The organism is Streptomyces narbonensis (assembly GCF_014649015.1).
Taxonomy (GTDB): Bacteria; Actinomycetota; Actinomycetes; order Streptomycetales; family Streptomycetaceae; genus Streptomyces; species Streptomyces narbonensis.
Genome location: NZ_BMSF01000001.1, coordinates 238898 through 256372 on the forward strand (window position 1 = coordinate 238898; position 17475 = coordinate 256372).

The following is a 17475-nucleotide window of genomic DNA, read 5'->3' on the forward strand; positions in this document are numbered from 1 at the left end:
GGGAGCCCGCCGCCGCCGTAGGGTTCCTACGTCACACCGGGGACGTAGGGAGTCGAACTCGTGGCCAAGCTCACGCTCGCGCAGTTGGAGCGGCATCTTTTCGCCGCCGCGGACATCCTCCGCGGCACGATGGACGCCTCCGAGTACAAGGACTACATCTTCGGCCTGCTCTTCCTGAAGCGGGCCAACGACGAGTTCGAGGCCGCCCGGGAGCACATCCGGGAGCACGCGGCGAAGAGCATGGGACTCACGGGCGAGCTGCTGGAGAGCTACCTGGAGCAGGAGTCCGCCTATGGCGACCGTGACGTGCTCTACGTCCCGAAGGTCGCCCGCTGGGCACAGATCTCCTCGGCCACGCACAACATCAACGAGGACCGGCTGCGGCCCGCGCTCCAGGCGCTCGAAGGCCAGAACAGCAAGCTCAAGGGACTCTTCGACCACCTCGACTTCAACCGCATCGGCGGCTCCGGCGCGGCGGCGGGCGCAGCCAAACTCGCCGACCAGCGGCTGAAGCTGCTCATCGCGCACTTCGGACGCATTCGGCTGCGGACGGACGACTTCGAGTTCCCCGACCTGATCGGTGCCGCCTACGAGTACCTGATCAAGGAGTTCGCCGACTCGGCGGGCCGCAAGGGCGGCGAGTTCTACACCCCGCGCGCGGTCGTCCGCATGATGGTCGAGCTGCTCGGCCCCCGGCAGGGCATGCGGATCTACGACCCGTGCGTCGGCTCGGGCGGCATGCTGATCCACGCCAAGGAGTACGTGGAGGAACACGGCGGAGACACCACGGACATGTTCTTCGCCGGCCAGGACGCCAACAGCGGCTCCTGGATCATGTCCACGATGAACATGGTGCTGCACGGCGTGCGCCGCTTCGACCTGCGCACCGGCGACACCCTGGCGGAGCCGGCACACGTACCGAGCACCGACGCGGACCGCTTCGACGGCGTCCTCAGCAACCCGCCGTTCTCCATGGACTACACCCTCAGCGACCTCCTGTACGGCGCGCAGCGCACGACGTACGGGGCGACCAGCGAGCGGGGCAAGGCCGACCTGATGTTCCTCCAGCACATGCTATGGGAGACGAAGCGGGAGGGGCGCGGCGGCATGGTCATCACGGTCATGCCGCACGGCGTGCTGTTCCGCGGGGGCGGCGAGCAGGAGATCCGTACGAAGCTGCTGGACGACGACACGATCGAGGCGGTCATCGGACTTGCCCCGAACCTCTTCTACGGCACGGGCATCCCGGCCTGCATCCTGCTGCTGCGCCCGCCGGGGAAGAAGGACCCGGCGCGGGCGGGCAAGGTGCTGTTCATCAACGCGGACCGCGAGTACCGCAAGGAGTCGGCGCAGAACGTCCTTCTGCCCGAGCACGCGGAGAAGATCACCTCCACCTTCCATGGGTACGCGGAGGTGCCAGGCTTCTCGCGTGTGGTGAGCCGCGAGGAGCTGCGCGACAACGACGACAACCTCAACATCCGCCGCTACGTGGACAACACGCCGCCGCCGGAGCCGCAGGACGTGCGGGCGCATCTGGTGGGCGGGGTGCCGCGTGCGGAGATCGAGGCGAAGCAGGACCTGCTGGAGGCGTACGAGGTGGTTCCGGCCGACCTCTTCGCCGAGCGGGACCCGGTCGACCCGGCGTACATGGACTTTCTGCCGGAAGGGCAGCGCCCGGACGCGGCCCGGCTCGCGGAACTGGCCCGCCCGCGCGAGGACGAGCTGCGGACCGCCTTCGCCAAGTGGTGGGACGAGGAGGCCCGGCACCTGGAGGCGGTGACGGCGACCCCCGAGCGCCTGGCCGACCTGACGTCCTCGGAGCGCAAGGCCGCGCTGATGGCGGTGCGGGGCTCGCTGATCGAGTCGTTCGTGGAGCGGCTGGGCGGGGTCGGACTGCTCGACCGGTACGCGCTCGCGGGCGCGGTGGCGGGGTGGTGGTACGAGGCCAAGTACGACCTGCTGGCCCTGTCGGAGAACGGGTTCGCGGGCGTCCTGGACGGCTGGGTGGAGAACGTCGACACCCTGCTCGCACCCGAACAGGACCCGAAGACGCGGAAGCTGCGTAAGCGCACGGCGGCAGAGCGGCGCCAGGCGTACGACCACAAGGTGGTCGCGGCGATCGCCCCGGACTTCCTGGAGGAGCTGGCGGCGGCGGACGCGCGCAAGGCGGACCTGGACGCGCGCTGGAAGGAACTCAACGCGGAGCCGGAGCCGTCCGAGGACGGCGAGCCGGAAGGTGACGAGGACGCTGTCACACGCGAGACCGTCGCGCTGAGCGTGGAACAGCTGGCGGAGCTCGCGCAGGTGAAGAAGGACCGCGCGAAGGCTGGCGCCCTGATCAAGCGGCTTGAGGCGGAGTTCTGGTATCCGTGGCCGAGCGACCCGCCCAAGCTGGGCGAGGAACCGCCGAGGCTGTTCGCCGCGCGGGCCGCGCTGGACGCGGAGGGGGAGCGCCGGGTGGTGTTGGAGCTGCTGCGGGACGATCTGGCGGGGAAGCTGGACGGGCATGTGGTGCGTCGGCGGCGGGAATTGGTCGACGCGGTTGGGGTGTGGGCGGACAAGTACGCGGTGTCGCTGCGGGAGATCCGGGCGGAGCGGGAGCGGGCTGCAGTGACGCTGGACGGGTTCCTGAAGGAGCTGGGCTATGCGTGAGCTTCCGTCTGGGTGGGCCCGGACTCGTGTGGGTGACCTCTTCGACATGCAGATCGGCAAGAAGCTGAACAAAGAGGCATCGGCAGGGCTGGAGCAGTACGAGTACGTCACGAACAAGAACGTGCAGTGGAATCTCATTCGATTTGGCGAGCTGAATCGAATGAGCTTCAGTGCAGCCGAGCGAAATCGGTTCCGGCTGCTCTCGGGTGACCTCCTCGTGACGGAAGGTGGAGAGGTGGGGAGGACAGCTATCTGGGAGGGGCAGCAATCTGATTGCTACTTCCAAATGTCGCTACACCGGCTACGAACGCGGGGAGCCATTGAACCCCGTTACATGCTCCACTACATGTCCTATGCGGCCCGCCACGGTCTCTTTGTCGATGGCGTCAGCCAGACGAGCATCGCGCACCTACCGCAGGATAAATTTGCGGAGCACCTTGTCCCCCACCCCGTCGAGTTGACTGAGCAGCGGCGGATTGTTGGCATCATCGATGCGGCGTCGGCACAGGAGCGCGCCATCGAGAAGTCGATCGCGAAGCTAGATAAACTCAGGGCTGGCTTGATGGAGGAACTCGATAGTGTGGAGTGTGGCACGTTCGAGGACGTTCTTAGTTATGGCCCCCAGAACGGGATCTACAAGCCTGCGTCCTCGTACGATCCTGAGGGGACACCAATTGTCCGCATCGACAGTTTCAAGGGCGGGCCATCGGATTTCACTCGGAACTTGCTCCGACTTTCGCTCGGGGCGAGTGAGGCTGAACGCTACGGGCTGGTTACCGGGGACATCCTCATCAATCGGGTGAACTCCCTGGAACTGGTTGGGAAGTCTACCGCTGTTGGGGATCTGGTTGAGAGGACCGTGTTCGAGTCGAACATGATGCGTTGTAAAGTGCTGCCGGGCCGAGCCGTTCCGGCGTTCGTTGAAACGTGGCTGGGGGGTCGCGCGGCAAAGGCGCATTTTCGAGCGCGAGCGAAGAGTGCCATTTCGCAGGCAAGTATCAATGGTTCCGATATCCGCAGCTGCCCCTTTCCGCAAATGGATGTTCCTGGGCAGTTGCGGTTCCTGGGGCAACTTGCGGCCGTGAGAGGCCGACAGCAGCTTGAGACGGCTGAACTCGCGAAGCTCAGAGACCTCAAGAGGGGGCTCGTGGACGACCTGTTGTCGGGCGAGGCTTGAGCAGTCGTGGGGATGTGGCGAGGCCCCTGTCGCACGACAGGGGCCGGGAGTCCTTGGAGGTCAGGCGGGAAACTCGCCGCGCTTGACGGCCGTGACGAACAATGACCAGCCGACCGTCGGGAAGATCAGCGCAGGGCCGTGCGAGGCCTTGGAGTCGCGGACCGGGACGCCTGACGGGTGGCCGTCCAGGATCTCGACGCAGCTGCCACCCTCAGGGCCGCTGTGTGAAGACTTGCGCCAGCCGTGGAGGGCGGAACTGTCGGGGATGGTGTGGTCACTCACGATCTTCGTAGTCCTTTGCCGTTGCCCTCAGGAGGGCGAGTGATTCCCGTAGCGGAAGCGCATCGCTCAGTGCGAGATCGTAGGCACCTTGGAGTCGGGTGACCAGCGCGGGTGAGTCGTGGACTGTGCCCACGCTGTTCCCCTCCGCATACGCGAGAGGCGGCTGGTCCTCGAACCACATCAGGCTCAGCATGCCCTGAAGCAGCTGGTAGGCGCCGACGCCGAACGGCAGCACGTGTACCCGTACACGCCTCGACTCCACCAGGCGAACCATGTGCGTGATCTGCTCCGCCATGATCCCTTCGCTGCCCACTACCCGGCGTAGCACTGCCTCGTCCAGCAGCGCCCAAACTACCGGCATCACCGGGTCGTCAAGGATCTTCGCCCGCTCAAGCCGTGTGACAACGAGCCTGTCACACTCCTCTTCACTCACTGGAGGGAACGACGTGCTCAGAACCGCACGCGCGTACCTTTCCGTCTGGAGGATGCCCGGGATGAACGACAGCGCGAACTCCCGGATCATCACCGCCTGTTGTTCGAGGAGCCGCGCCGACTCGAAGTAGTCGGCGACTGCCGCGCCGTCGTCCGGCAGGAAGCTGCTCAGGACGTTTCCCGTGCCCAGGGCCCTGTCCAGGCGGCGGGCGTCCTCCTTCGACGGGATGCGGCGGCCCGCCTCGATGTGCGCGATGTGCGAACGGGTCATGACCGCCATGTCGGCCAGTTCCTGTTGCGTGAGTCCGGCCGCCAGCCGTTGTTCCTTCAACCAGACCCCGTAGATGCTGCTCATGGTCAACTCCCATGTGACAAAAGCTTCGTCACTCTCTACCCCCTGGCGAGCCTAGCCCGACCCGTCTCACTCTGTGAGGGGATCGCTACACAGCGATGCCTATTCGCCGGCCACGCACGAAAGACCCCCGCAGCCGCGTCAACGGCCCGGGGGCGTGGCCATCAACCACCGGAGTTGACGACGTGTCGCACTGTATCGCCCGCATCTTCGAGTCGCTGCTGCGGCTCCTGTGGCCCGCGCCGGAGTGTCACCAGCCCCCGGAGGTACCCGCCGCGCCGCCCATCGCCGTACCGCCCGTCCCCGGCCGCCCGCCCGAGCCCGTCCTCCGAGGCGAGGACAGCCCTCTCGTCCGCCCCTACCTCCTCGCCCACGAGCAGCGTGAGCGGGCCCGTCGTCAGCGAGCGCGCCGGCGCGCCCTCTGGCTCGCCGTGCACGGCATCGACATCGGGCCGCGCCTGATCCACGGTGTGGAGGTCGTCGCGTGATCGGCCGGACGATCCACAACGGGCGACTGCTCCCCTGGTCCAGCCCCGAGGGCAAGCCCTGTTACCTCATCGGCGACGGCACGGGCTACCTCTCCCGCGTCGCCGACAACATCGAGAGCGTCCAGCTCGGCATGGCCGCCGAGCTCCTCGGCCACGCGGCCGACATGGTCGACGACCGCCAGGTCACCCCCGAGCAGCTCCGGTTCGTCGTGGCCCGCATGGCCGAGGCTCTGCGGGATGTGCACCGCATCGCGAGGAGCCGGGGCGCCCGGCTCCCCGTACCCGTACTTGAGGATCAGGAGGGCGAGGCGTCCGAAGAGGAGGAGGGCGACACCGGCCCGCTCGACGTCTGACCGACCCCGCCACCCCCGGTGACGTACCCCGACATGCCCCGGTACGTCACCGGCCCGCACGGCTGGAACTCTCCCACCCGCCCCGCTCAGGGCGCAGAATGGATCAACTGAGCGGGACCTGGGTGACGGCGGGCGGAAGGCGCGGGGGCGGGCATGGTGGTGCAGGTCGAGCGGGACGAGGTGGAGCGGCCGATCGTCGCGCAGCTTGAGGCGATGGGGTGGACGCACGTCCCGGGGACGGCGGTCGGCACGCTGGACGCCGGTACCCCGCTGCTCGTCGATCAGCTCGGCGCCGCCCTGCGGCGGATCAACGTCCGGGCCGACGACGGCGAGTCGTGGATGGACGGCACCGACGTGTCGCGGTCCGTCACCGCGCTGGCCTCCGTCTCCCTCGGGAAGGGCGTCGCGCAGGCCAACTTCGACGCCACCGATCTGCTGCTCAGTGGGCACTTCCTCACCGGCCCCTCCGCCGCTCACGGCGGGGCCTCCGCCACCGTGCAGTACATCGAGTGGCACGAGGAGCGGGTCGGGCTCAACGAGTTCACGGTCGTCGACCAGCTTCGCGTGAAGAACCGCTCCGGGGACGTGTCGATACTCGACGTCGTCCTCTTCGTGAACGGCATCCCGCTCGTCGCCGTCGAGTGCAAGAGCCCCGACCTCGCCGACCCCGTCCGCAGCGCCGTGCTCGACCTGCGGCACTACGCCGGTGACCCCATCGCCGACGACGAGCGTGACGGTTCCGACCTGCCGCTGCCCGCCGGCGTGCCGGAGCTGTTCCGTACCGTGCAGCTGCTGGTCGCCGCGACCGCCGGGACCGCGTATCTCGGGACGGTCACCTCCACGCCCGACCATTTCCATCCCTGGCGGAGCGTCGAGCCGGAGGCCCCGACCACGCTCCTCGCGGAACTGCCGGACGACGTCACCAAGCTCAACGAGCGGCACAAACTCGTCGGCATCGTCCTGCGTCCCGCCGCGCTGCTCACCTTCGTACGCCACTACGTCATCCCGCTCCCCGTCGAGACGGAGTCCGGAGGCACCCGTACGGTCAAGGCAGCCGCGCGCCACCAGCAGTACCGGGCCGCCGAGAAGGCCGTACGCAAGCTGGTCGACGGCCGGACCCGTGGCGGGCTCGTCCTCGAAGACGAGCGTGGTGGGATCATCTGGCACACGCAGGGCTCCGGCAAGAGCCTGACCATGACGTTCCTCGTGCGCCGGATGCATCTGCACCACCGGCTCAGCGAGTTCACGATCGTCGTCGTCACCGACCGCACCCAGTTGCAGGACCAGCTCTCCAAGACGCTGAAGCTCAGCGAGTCGGACGTCGAGACGGCCGAGACCCGGACCCAGATGGAGGGGCTGCTCCGGGACGGCGGGCGCCGGGTCGTCTTCGCGATGATCCAGAAGTACGGGACCGGTGGCGCCTTCGCCACGGGGGCCGGAGGCGACGGCGGAGACGGGGACGGCGACAGCCGGGATCTGGCAGGGGAGTACGAGGACGCCGAGCGGGCCCGGAAGGAGCACCGGGCCGACGTTCCGCCACCCGAGCCCGATTTCCCGGAGTGCAACACGTCCTCCGACATCCTGGTCCTGGTCGACGAGGCCCACCGCTCGCACACGAGCGTGTTGCACGCCGCCCTGCGCAGGGCCATCCCCAACGCCGCCAAGATCGGCTTCACCGGCACGCCGATCATGACCGGCCGGGTGGAGGACACCCGCCGGATCTTCGGCGGATTCCTCGACACGTACCGCATGGCGGAGGCCGAGCGCGACGGCGTCGTCGTACGCATCCGCTACGAAGGCCGTACCGGCGAGGGCAAGGTCTTCGACAAGGACGGCCTCGACCGGAACTTCGCCGACCTGATCCGGGGGCGCACGGACGACGAGCGCAAGGCGCTGCTGCGGCGCTGGCCCACCGAACGGGACGTCGCCGAATCCCAGCCCATGATCCGGGCGAAGGCCGAGGACATGCTGGAGCACTGGGTGACCTGGGTGCTGCCGGGCGGTGGCTTCAAGGCTCAGGTCGCGGCCGTCAGCCGGAAGGCAGCCGTCGAGTATCACCACGCGCTGCGACGGGCGCGCGACCTCCTGATGGTCGAACTCGCCGCATTCGACCCGGAGTCGGTGGCGGGGATTCCGCTGGAGGAGCTGCCCCGCCGGCAGCGCTACCTCTACCAGGCCCACCAGTACCGTTCCCTGCTGCACCGTCTCGACTTCGTGCCGGTGATCTCTCCGGGGGAGGAACGGAAGCGCCGTCAGTGGCTGCACTGGACGGACAAGGAGCGGCAGAAGGCGTACATCAAGCGTTTCCACCAGGCGTTCCCCCAACTGCGGCCCCTATCCGACTGGGTCACCACCACACCCTTCAACCTGCCGTCGCAGGAGACCACAGGGGCGGGCGCCGGAGCCGGCGACCACCCCTGGTCGCAGGAGGAGTCCGGACAACCGGAGACCCGGCCGGGGGCCGTGCCCGATCCGGTGCACCCCGACAGCCCGGTCGCCTTCCTCATCGTGAAGTCCATGCTGCTGACGGGTTTCGACGCACCACGCGAGCAGGCGCTCTACCTGGACCGGCCGATTCGCGACGCCGAGCTGCTCCAGGCCGTCGCCCGGGTCAACCGGCCGATGGAGGGCAAGGACATCGGGTACGTCGTCGACTACTACGGCGTCTTCGAGCACCTGACCGGCGCGCTGGCCGAGTACCAGCAGGCCGATGTCGACGACACCATGCGCAGTCTGTCGGACGAGATCGAGGGCCTCGCGCCGGCGGCGAGGGCGGTGCGCGACTTCCTGAGCATGCACGGCGTCGACGACGCGGACCTGACCGACCCGGCCAAGCTGGGTGCGGCCGCGCAGCGCTTCGAGTCCGAGGCGGCGCGGTTCGGGTACGACGACGTGCTGCACGAGTTCCTCGGTGTACTGGAGCGGGTGCTGCCGCACGAGGAGGGCCTGCGGTTCGTGGCGGACGCCCGGCGGTGGGGCATGCTCCAGAAGCGCGTCCGCAGGCTCTACCGGGACGCGCCGGGCGGGACGTTCACGCTGCGCCGCTACGGCCGCAAGGTCCGGGCGATGATCGCCGACCACCTGGAGGGCCCGGAGATCGAGCAGGTCATCGCGCCCGTCTCGCTCGCCTCGCCCGTCTTCGACGACGCGGTGCGCACCATGCCGCCGCGCGAGGCGGCAGCGGAGATGGGGCACGCGCTGCGCTTCCACCTGGAGGAGCGGGTCAAGCGGGAGGACCCGGAGAAGTACACACGGCTCTCGGAACGGCTGGAGGAGATCCTGCGGGATCTGCCAGGACGCTTCGACGAGCAGATCCAGGAGTTCGGCCCGCTGATCGAGCAGGCCCGGCGGGAGGACGAGGAGGACCCGGCGCTGGCGGGGCTCAGTCCGCTGGAGCAGAAGGTGTACCGGCTGATCGACCAGCTTCTGGAGGAGATCCCGGGAGTCGTCCGGAACGTCCCGAGCACCCGGCCGCTGGTCGGCGCGGTCTGTGACGCGGCCGGGCGGACCATGGGCAAGGCGGCGTTCCAGGGGCAGAGCCAGGACCTGGACGAGCTGGCGAAGATCATCCACGGCCAGTTGGTTCCGGGGCTGCTGCCGACCGACGTCACGGACTGGGCACCGCTGAACGGCATCGCCCAGCGACTCGCCTCGTTCGCGGCGGAGAACAAGCAGCAATTTCTGGCCAGGCAACGGGGAGAATAGGCCGGGTGACCGCTCTTGCCGACGACCGACTCCTCCCTGCCCTTGCCGAGGGGAGTCTCCTCACCGTCGACGGGCTGTCGCTGCGCGTACGGGTCAGTGGCCGCCGCAAGCGGTTCGCGCTGACTGTTGAGTCCGATGCAGGGCTGACCCTGCACGCGCCCGAGGGACGTCCGGCGGGGGATGCGGAGGGCTTCGTCCGCGCGCACTGGTCCTGGGTGGTGACGAAGGTGGCGGCGCGCGAGCGCACTCTCCCGCTGAATCCCGCGAAGCGGTTGGTGGACGGAGAGGTCTTCCGTTACCTGGGGCGGACGTACCGGCTCGCGATCACGGCAGACGGGCCCGCCGACGGCAGGGTGCGACTGATCGCCGGGCGCCTGGTGATGAGCCGCGAGCAGGCCGGAGACCCGGACCGAGGGAGGGCGGCGCTCGCTGAGTGGTACTGCCGGGCCGGGCAGAACTGGACCGCGGGACGGCTCCAGCCATGGGCGGCCCGCATGGCGGTCGCGGAGCCCGTACTCGAGGTCTGCGACCTCGGTCGACGCTGGGGAAGGTACCGGCCCGGCGACGGCGATCGAGGTCCCGGCCTGATGAGCCTTGGGTGGCCGCTCTTTCAGCTGCCGATGCATCTGGTCGACTACGTCGTCGCCCATGAGCTGGCCCATGTCCGCGTGCCGGGACACCGCGCGGACTTCTGGCGGCTGCTGGGGATGGCGCTGCCCGAGTTTGAGGAGCGTCGGACCGAGCTTGACGAGCTGGGTCGGCGCATGTGGATGGGCGAGATCGCTCAGTAACCGACTGGGCCGGTCTCAGCCGTACTGCAGGGCGAACCACAGCCCCATACTGATGCTCGGATCGTCCAGGTCCGCGGCCAGATGTGTGGTGCAGCGGGCGACGTCCTGGGCGGATGGTGCTGCGGCGGACACCCAGAGTGGCCGTCGTGCGGTCCCAGCTGCCGTGGGGCGAGAGCGAGGCGCGGAGGGTCTCGGTTGGCGCTTCTGTGGGTGAGGTCAGGGAGCACGGGCGTACGCGGCCGCCTCTGCGGCGTTCGCGAAGCCGATGTAGCCGGTGGCGTACGAACGCACCTGCCTTCGCCCGGCACAGCGCCCGATCGGCCTGGGCGTCGGCGAGGTCGCTGGCCCCGAGGAGTGAGCTGGCGCCGCGCTGCGTACAGCACTCGCCGGCTGCGGCGCCCGCGTCGAGCGTCAGTGCCCGGGCTGGACGCGGTCAGCCGCTGGCACGGGGCGCTCGCCGTCGAGGAGGGCGCCTGGGTCTACAGCCTGGACACCGCCGACCCGCAGATCGGCAACACCGACATCCACCTCTTCTCCGTCGGCCGCGACGGCCGCACCGTCACCCTCGTCCGCTGGGGCCAGATGGGCGACTTCGAGGACGCCCCGCTGACCGCCTTCCGCACGACGACGAAGACCGCCGTCAACAAGCTCTGGTCCTGACGCAGCGTCACCCTGGCGTGCGCTGAACCACTTAGAGTGACGGAGGGGTCGCAGAGTACCTCCAATCGGAGGATACTGGGACATGAGTTTCCGACGTCGGCACGCTCGTGCGTGGAGCCGGGCGGCCCATCCGTCATCAGACCGGTACCGGTCGGGGGGACCGTTTCGAATGTGATGCGAAAGGACGCGTCATGGAACTCGAATCTCTCCCTCTCGAATCCCTGCCCGACGAGATCGTCGCCGAGATCGAGGTCCGGGACCGCTGGAGGCGCGCAACGGCCGCCGGTGGCCTGGAGTTCCTCGTCACCGACATCGGCAGATGGCCTCTGGGCAAGACGGTGCGGGTCGCCTTCCTCGACGGGAACGACCAGCTGCACGCGGACATCGCGCGAGCGACGAAGCAGATCACCGACGCCTGCAACCTGACGCTCGACTTCGGGCAGAACGGCGGCGGAACGTTCCGGCGATGGAGCGAGGACGACACCGAACTCGCCGCCGAGATCAGGGTCAGCTTCGACCTGCCGGGCTTCTTCTCCCTGGTGGGCACCGACAGCACGGACAGTGCCATCGGTGCGGGAGGAGGCCCGGTCGGCGGCAACCCCGGCCAGCGCAGCCTGAACCTCGGGCGGTTCGTGACGAACAGGCCGACCAGGTGGGAGGGCACCGTGCGGCACGAGTTCCTGCACGCGCTGGGGTTCCACCACTCCCACCAGAACATGCGCGGCACCTGCGAGGGCGAGTTCCGCTGGGAGGACCCGGAAGGGTACGAGCCCACGCAGGACCCGACCGGTGCCTTCGTGGCGGACGCCCAGGGCCGGCAACCCGGCATCTACACGTTCCTCGCGGGTGCGCCGAACCGATGGCCGCGCGCGAAGGTGGACCACAACCTCCGCACCGTGGACACCCCGGATCTCGTCGCCGGGCCCTTCGACACGAAGTCCGTGATGCTGTACCACTTCCCGGACTTCTTCTACAAGTCCACCCCCAGCAGCTGTGCGCCGGCCGGTGACGGGCAGAACCTGTCGGACGGCGACAAGCGTGGGCTCGACCTGCTGTACCCGCACACCCTGGACGGGCTGGCGGACCGTCAGGCCCGCGCCGACGCGGTCCTGGAGTCGCTCGGGGCCGCCCCTGAGGGGCGCCCCGGTGCCAACGGCGGCGACCTGGCCAAGGTGTACCGCAGCCGGGTCGAGGAGCTGGCGACCGCCCAGACCGCGGGCGTCTCCTGAACCCTGCCGAGAGACAGCGTCCCGGTGAGGGAACCACCTTCCCGGTCCCCTCACCGGGACGCGAGCGCGAACCACAGCTCCATCCGTACGTCCGGGTCGTCCAGGTCCCGGTCCAGGAGCGCGGTGCAGCGCGCGATGCGCTGCCGGACGGTGTTGCGGTGGACGTCCAGCGCCGTCGCCGTCCGGTCCCAGCTGCCGTGCAGCGAGAGCCAGACCCGCAAGGTCTCGGTGAGCGGCTCGGCGAGCGGGGCGAGGAGGGTACGGGCGTACGCGGCGGCCTCCGCCGGGTCCACGAGCCCCCCGAACCCGGCGGGACGGTGCCGGGCCAGGGGAGTACGGGACGCCTCCGCGCGCCGCAGGGCCCGCGCGGCCTCCGCGTCGGCCGCGGCGAGGTCCCGGGCGTGGGCGGGGGCGGCGGCCCCGAGCGTCCAGCCGGGCTGGGCGGTGAGGGGCGCCGAGGCGGGGAGGAGAAGCCGTACGGCGGCGGGGGCCGCCCCGGGTGCGGCTCCGGCGGAGTCCGTCGCCGGAGTCGCACCCGCGTCCACCAGGGCCGTCGCCGGAGTGGCACCCGCGCCCGCGCCCGCGTCCACCAGGGCCGTCGCCGGAGTGGCACCCGCACCCGCACCCGCGTCCACCAGGGCCGTCCCCAGCGATGCCGCCAGCGAGGCCGCCGCGAACGGGGTGCCGTCGCCGCCGCGGGCGTGGACCACCGTCCAGGGGCCCGGGCCCAGCGCCGCCGCGGCCTCCCCGGGGGCCGCGCCCAGGAGGAGCCGGACCAGGGCCCCGTCCCGTACCGTCACGTCCGCGCCCCGGTGCGGGGCCGTGAGGAGCGAGAGCAGGACCACCGCGACGCCCGCGATCGTGTGGTCGCCCGGGTCGCGCCGCTCCGTCGCCACCCCGAGCGTCAGGCCGTCCCGGCCACCCAGCGCGTACGCCGCGAGCCGCCACCCGCCACCGTCCCCGCTCGCCGAGGCGGGACCTCCCGGGCGCGGGCCGAGCACCCCGGCGAGCTCGCGCAGGGCCCGGGCCGCCTCCGGCGGGACCTCCCGGCCGGCCGCCGCCGACTCCGTGCCGTCCGACCCGAAGAGCACCGCCCGCCCCGTGAGGCGGGAGGCGAGGGCGCCGAGCACCGCCGGGACCGGGGCCGGCCGGGCCGCGGCCGTCGCGAGGGACTGCTGCGCCTCCGTCACCCGGCGCAGCTCGTGCAGCCTGGCCTCCGCCATCAGCCGCCACAGCGCCCGCGCCACCGCCGTGAACGGGGTTCTGGGCGGGACCTCGACCAGCGGGAGGCCGTGCCGCGCGCAGGCCTCGACGAGCTCCGCCGGGACCGTGTCGTAGACCGGCGTCACGCCGAAGCCGAGCGCCGCCGCCCCCGCCTCCACGACCCGCTCGACGTAGCGCGTCGGGTCGGTGAGCTGCACGCCCGCCGTCATGAGCAGCTCGCCGCCGAGGAGGTACGGGTACGGGTCGGCCATCTCCGAGGTGTGGACCCAGTGCAGCGGCACGTCCCCGGAACCGGCGAGCAGCCGGAGCCCGAGGTCCCGGCGGGCGAGCAGCGAGGCCAGAGGGACCGGCGGCGCCGGGGGAGTGGCGCCCGGCTCGGGGGCGGGCGGTGAGCTCGGTGAGATCGGTGAGATCGGTGGGGTCGGCGAGCTCGGCGGGATCGGTGAGGTCGGCGTGGCCATCACAGTGGACCCTTCGTACATTCTCAGTCCGTACAGTGGAGGGAACGTACACTTCAATGTCGCTTTCGGGCCACTTACTGTCGAGCCGGACCCACCCACACCCCAGGAGGACCCCGACCATGAGCAGCAGCGACCAGAACACCCCGCGCGGCCCGATCGACTCGTCCCGCACCCCGCGGTACGCCGGTCCCGCGACGTTCGCGCGGCTGCCGCGACTGGACGAGGTCGGCACCGCCGACATCGCCGTGGTCGGCGTCCCCTTCGACAGCGGCGTCTCCTACCGCCCCGGCGCCCGCTTCGGCGGCAACGCCATCCGCGAGGCCTCCCGCCTCCTGCGCCCCTACAACCCCGCGCAGGACGCCTCCCCCTTCGCCCTCGCGCAGGTCGCGGACGCCGGCGACATCGCCGCCAACCCGTTCAACATCAACGAGGCCGTCGAGACCGTCGAGGCCGCCGCCGACGAGATCCTCGGCACCGGCGCCCGCATGATGACCCTCGGCGGCGACCACACCATCGCGCTGCCGCTGCTGCGCTCCGTCGCCAAGAAGCACGGCCCCGTCGCCCTGCTCCACTTCGACGCGCACCTCGACACCTGGGACACGTACTTCGGCGCCGAGTACACCCACGGCACGCCGTTCCGCCGGGCCGTCGAGGAGGGCATCCTCGACACCGAGGCGCTCTCCCACGTCGGCACCCGCGGTCCGCTCTACGGCAAGCAGGACCTGACCGACGACGAGAAGATGGGCTTCGGCATCGTCACCTCGGCGGACATCTACCGCCGCGGCGCCGACGAGGTCGCCGACCAGCTGCGCCAGCGCATCGGCAACCGCCCGCTGTACATCTCCATCGACATCGACTGCCTCGACCCGGCCCACGCGCCCGGCACCGGCACCCCCGAGGCCGGCGGCATGACCTCCCGCGAGCTCCTGGAGATCCTGCGCGGCCTGTCCTCCTGCAACCTGGTCTCCGCCGACGTCGTCGAGGTCGCCCCGGCCTACGACCACGCCGAGATCACCGCCGTCGCCGCCTCGCACACCGCGTACGAGCTGACCACGATCATGTCCCGCCAGATCGCGGCGAGCCGCGAGGCGAAGTAACCTCCCCTCCGGCCCGGCTTAGGGGGTGTCCGGAAAGTCCCGCCTGGCCCGCGACGTCTGGCACGCACGCTCGCCGCGTTGCCAGAATGCCCACGTAGCGAGCTACGCGGGCATCCCGGCGCCTTGCGATCGCACGCACCAGACGCCGCGGGCCCTGCCCTGCGGGCAGACGGCGCTACTTTCCGGACACCCCCTGGCCGCCGGGCCGGGCGGGCCGCCCGGCCGCACCCGACCACCGAGCCACGCCCCGAGGGACCGATGACCCACGACCACGACCTGGTGCTGCGCCCCACCGAGGCGCAGACCGCCGCCGCGCTCAACCCCCCGAAGGGCCGCACCGGCGGTGACCTCGTCGTCGAGACGCTCTCCGGGCTCGGCGCGACGACCGTCTTCGGCCTGCCCGGTCAGCACGCGCTCGGCATGTTCGACGCCCTGCGCCGCTCCTCCCTGCGCTACGTCGGCCTCCGCGTCGAGAACAACGCCGGCTTCGCCGCCGACGCCTACGGCCGGATCACCGGCGAGGCGGCCCCGCTGATGCTCTCCACCGGGCCCGGCGCGCTCATGTCGCTCGCCGCGCTCCAGGAAGCGGCCGCCGCCTCGGCGCCGGTGCTCGCGATCGGCAGCCAGATCCCGGTGGCCGGCCTCGGCGGCGGCCGGCACGGCTACCTGCACGAGCTGCGCGACCAGCAGGCCTCCTTCCGGGACGTCGTGAAGTCCGTCCACACGGTCCGTACGCAGTCCCAGATCCCGTCCGCGATCGCGGCGGCCTGGGAGTCGGCGCTGACGGCCCCGCACGGGCCGGTGTGGGTGGAGATCCCGCAGGACGTGCTCCTCGCGGAGACCCCGCTGCCCGTGGTCACGGCGATGGACGCCACGCCCGAGGAGACCGCCCCGCGCCCCGAGCTCACCGCGGTCGCCGCCGACCTGCTGACGAAGGCCGCCCGGCCCGTGATCATCGCCGGCGGCGGAGTCGTCCGCTCCGACGCCTCCGGCAAACTCCGCGCGCTCGCCGAGCGGATCGACGCGCCCGTCGTCACCACCTTCGGCGGCAAGGGCGCCTTCCCCTGGACGCACCCGCTCTCGCTCCAGTCCTGGCTGGAGGACCGGCACACCACCGACTTCCTGGAGGACGCCGACGTCCTCCTCGTCGTCGGCTCCGGCCTCGGCGAGCTGTCCTCGAACTACCACACCTTCGCCCCGCGCGGCCGGGTGATCCAGATCGAGGCCGACGCCGGGAAGCTGGAGTCCAACCACCCGGCGCTCGGCATCCACGCGGACGCCCGGCTCGCCCTCCAGGCCCTCCTGGAGACGGTCGGCGAGCGAACCGACCCGGCCGCCCCCGAGCGGGTCGCGGCCGTCCTGGGCAAGGTCCGGGACCGGATCGCCGCCCAGGACCTCGGCCTGGAGCAGCGGATCGTCGCCGCCGTGCGCGAGGCGCTGCCGGACCGGGCCCCCAGCTTCTGGGACATGACGATCCTGTCGTACTGGGCGTGGTCGGCCTTCGACGCCCGGCACCCGAACACGATGCACTCCGCCCAGGGCGCCGGCGGCCTCGGCTACGCCTTCCCCGCCGCCCTCGGCGCGGCCGTCGCGGACCCGTCCGCACCGGTCCTCGCGGTCTCCGGCGACGGCGGCGCGATGTACTCGATCGCGGAGCTGGCGGCGGCGAAGCAGTACGGCCTCGACGTGACGTGGCTGATCGTCGACGACGGCGGCTACGGCATCCTGCGGGAGTACATGACGGACTCCTTCGGCGAGACCACGGGCACCGAGCTCACCCGCCCGGACTTCGTCGCCCTCGCCGAGTCCTTCGGCGTCCCGGCGACCCTGACGACCCCGGAAACCCTGACGGCGGACCTCAAGAGCGCCCTGGCGACCCCCGGCCCGTCGGTGGTCGTCCTCCCGGCCCTGCTGCGGATGTTCGAGCCGACGCACCTCTGAGCCGCGCGGAGCCGGGGCCGCCCGCCCCGGACCCGCCGGCCCCGGACCCGCCGGCCCCGGCGGCTCCGCCGCCCCGCCGCCCCGCCGGGCGCCGGGGCCGGGGCACCCGCTCTCAGGCGAACAGCGCCCCGTACTTCTCCTTGTAGGCGCTCAACTGCTCGTTGTAGCCCTCGCTGAAAAGGGCGGACTCGGTGTTGTCGAGGGGCCGCGACGGAATCCCCTTCGGCGGGATGAACGCCGGTATGCCCTGGAAGACCTCCGTCGCCGCCTTGGCGTGGGCCTCGCCCCGCACCACGGCGGCCACGACGTGCTCGCCCGCCAGCCTCAGGTGCTGGCGCAGCTTGTTCTGGGGCGACCGGGCCGTCTCGTACAGCGTCCCGGTCTCCGCGAGCCTGTTGGTCCGCGCCCCGATGCTCTCCAGCGCGCGCAGCGCGGCGTGGAGCTGCCCGCACAGATACGCCGGCCTGCGCTCGGCCTCCGACATGTCGCCCCCTCCTGGCGTCGAGTGCGCCGCCCCCTGGCGGCCCGTGATCCCTACCCCGTCCGCCCCGGCGGGGAACACGCGACTCCGGGTCGCTAATTGTTGCGGCGGGATGAAATCGCAGCCCAGCCGTGTTGGGCCTTCCGGTAG

General features: G+C 70.9%; 13 protein-coding genes and 1 pseudogene. 10 read left to right on the forward strand and 4 right to left on the reverse strand.

Going from position 1 to position 17475, the window contains the following annotated elements:
- Nucleotides 1-60 precede the first annotated feature (60 nt).
- Both IE124_RS01065 and IE124_RS01070 read left to right on the forward strand, forming a co-directional pair.
- Nucleotides 61-2652, forward strand: a complete 2592-nt coding sequence (locus IE124_RS01065) for a type I restriction-modification system subunit M (RefSeq protein WP_189503799.1) — start codon at nucleotides 61-63, stop codon at nucleotides 2650-2652.
- A complete protein-coding gene (locus IE124_RS01070; RefSeq protein WP_189503801.1) occupies nucleotides 2645-3829 on the forward strand; it encodes a restriction endonuclease subunit S in 1185 nt (394 codons plus the stop codon). The genes IE124_RS01065 and IE124_RS01070 overlap by 8 nt, the downstream gene beginning before the upstream one ends.
- A gap of 60 nt (nucleotides 3830-3889) precedes the next feature.
- Here IE124_RS01070 and IE124_RS01075 read toward each other — a convergent pair whose 3' ends face one another.
- On the reverse strand, nucleotides 3890-4111 hold the full coding sequence (locus IE124_RS01075) for a DUF397 domain-containing protein (protein WP_189503803.1): 222 nt from the start codon (nucleotides 4109-4111) through the stop codon (nucleotides 3890-3892).
- Entirely contained in the window at nucleotides 4104-4898 is a 795-nt protein-coding gene (locus IE124_RS01080; protein WP_189503805.1) for a helix-turn-helix domain-containing protein, read from the reverse strand. The genes IE124_RS01075 and IE124_RS01080 overlap by 8 nt, the downstream gene beginning before the upstream one ends.
- 182 nt (nucleotides 4899-5080) lie before the next feature.
- Between IE124_RS01080 and IE124_RS01085 the strand changes: the two genes are divergently transcribed.
- From IE124_RS01085 to IE124_RS01110, 6 genes and pseudogenes are all read left to right on the forward strand, one after another.
- Nucleotides 5081-5383 carry a hypothetical protein gene (locus tag IE124_RS01085; RefSeq protein ID WP_189503807.1) on the forward strand — a complete coding sequence of 101 codons (303 nt, stop codon included), beginning with the start codon at nucleotides 5081-5083 and terminating at the stop codon, nucleotides 5381-5383.
- Nucleotides 5380-5736, forward strand: coding sequence for a hypothetical protein (locus tag IE124_RS01090; RefSeq protein WP_189503809.1), 357 nt, complete (start codon nucleotides 5380-5382; stop codon nucleotides 5734-5736). Before IE124_RS01085 ends, IE124_RS01090 begins: the two co-directional genes overlap by 4 nt.
- 153 nt (nucleotides 5737-5889) lie before the next feature.
- A complete protein-coding gene (locus IE124_RS01095) occupies nucleotides 5890-9441 on the forward strand; it encodes a type I restriction endonuclease subunit R (protein ID WP_189503811.1) in 3552 nt (1183 codons plus the stop codon).
- A 5-nt stretch (nucleotides 9442-9446) separates the two neighbouring features.
- Entirely contained in the window at nucleotides 9447-10232 is a 786-nt protein-coding gene (locus IE124_RS01100; RefSeq protein WP_189503814.1) for a M48 family metallopeptidase, read from the forward strand.
- Between the two features lie 370 nt (nucleotides 10233-10602).
- Nucleotides 10603-10892, forward strand: a pseudogene (locus IE124_RS01105) (hypothetical protein); the annotation flags it as partial.
- A 191-nt stretch (nucleotides 10893-11083) separates the two neighbouring features.
- The gene (locus IE124_RS01110; RefSeq protein WP_189503816.1) at nucleotides 11084-12121 is read left to right on the forward strand and encodes a zinc metalloprotease; all 1038 of its coding nucleotides are present in this window, start codon (nucleotides 11084-11086) and stop codon (nucleotides 12119-12121) included.
- Nucleotides 12122-12171: 50 nt separating this feature from the next.
- On the opposite strand, the gene IE124_RS01115 is transcribed toward IE124_RS01110, so the two are convergent.
- A complete protein-coding gene (locus IE124_RS01115; protein WP_189503818.1) occupies nucleotides 12172-13806 on the reverse strand; it encodes a PucR family transcriptional regulator ligand-binding domain-containing protein in 1635 nt (544 codons plus the stop codon).
- Nucleotides 13807-13925: 119 nt separating this feature from the next.
- On the opposite strand from IE124_RS01115, the gene speB reads away from it, so the two are divergent.
- Entirely contained in the window at nucleotides 13926-14903 is a 978-nt protein-coding gene (speB, locus tag IE124_RS01120; protein WP_189503820.1) for an agmatinase, read from the forward strand.
- Nucleotides 14904-15161: 258 nt separating this feature from the next.
- Nucleotides 15162-16844, forward strand: a complete 1683-nt coding sequence (locus tag IE124_RS01125) for a thiamine pyrophosphate-binding protein (RefSeq protein WP_189503822.1) — start codon at nucleotides 15162-15164, stop codon at nucleotides 16842-16844.
- Nucleotides 16845-16956: 112 nt separating this feature from the next.
- On the opposite strand, the gene IE124_RS01130 is transcribed toward IE124_RS01125, so the two are convergent.
- Nucleotides 16957-17328 carry a hypothetical protein gene (locus IE124_RS01130; RefSeq protein ID WP_189503824.1) on the reverse strand — a complete coding sequence of 124 codons (372 nt, stop codon included), beginning with the start codon at nucleotides 17326-17328 and terminating at the stop codon, nucleotides 16957-16959.
- Nucleotides 17329-17475: the final 147 nt, after the last annotated feature.

What these genes read in the sequence shown, in the direction of transcription:
- IE124_RS01130 (WP_189503824.1), bottom strand. Translation starts at nt 17,328, where the DNA reads ATGTCGGAGGCCGAGCGCAGGCCGGCGTATCTGTGCGGGCAGCTCCAC.
- IE124_RS01125 (WP_189503822.1), top strand. Translation starts at nt 15,162, where the DNA reads ATGACCCACGACCACGACCTGGTGCTGCGCCCCACCGAGGCGCAGACC.
- IE124_RS01080 (WP_189503805.1), bottom strand. Translation starts at nt 4,898, where the DNA reads ATGAGCAGCATCTACGGGGTCTGGTTGAAGGAACAACGGCTGGCGGCC.
- IE124_RS01115 (WP_189503818.1), bottom strand. Translation starts at nt 13,806, where the DNA reads ATGGCCACGCCGACCTCACCGATCCCGCCGAGCTCGCCGACCCCACCG.
- IE124_RS01110 (WP_189503816.1), top strand. Translation starts at nt 11,084, where the DNA reads ATGGAACTCGAATCTCTCCCTCTCGAATCCCTGCCCGACGAGATCGTC.
- IE124_RS01095 (WP_189503811.1), top strand. Translation starts at nt 5,890, where the DNA reads ATGGTGGTGCAGGTCGAGCGGGACGAGGTGGAGCGGCCGATCGTCGCG.
- speB (WP_189503820.1), top strand. Translation starts at nt 13,926, where the DNA reads ATGAGCAGCAGCGACCAGAACACCCCGCGCGGCCCGATCGACTCGTCC.
- IE124_RS01070 (WP_189503801.1), top strand. Translation starts at nt 2,645, where the DNA reads ATGCGTGAGCTTCCGTCTGGGTGGGCCCGGACTCGTGTGGGTGACCTC.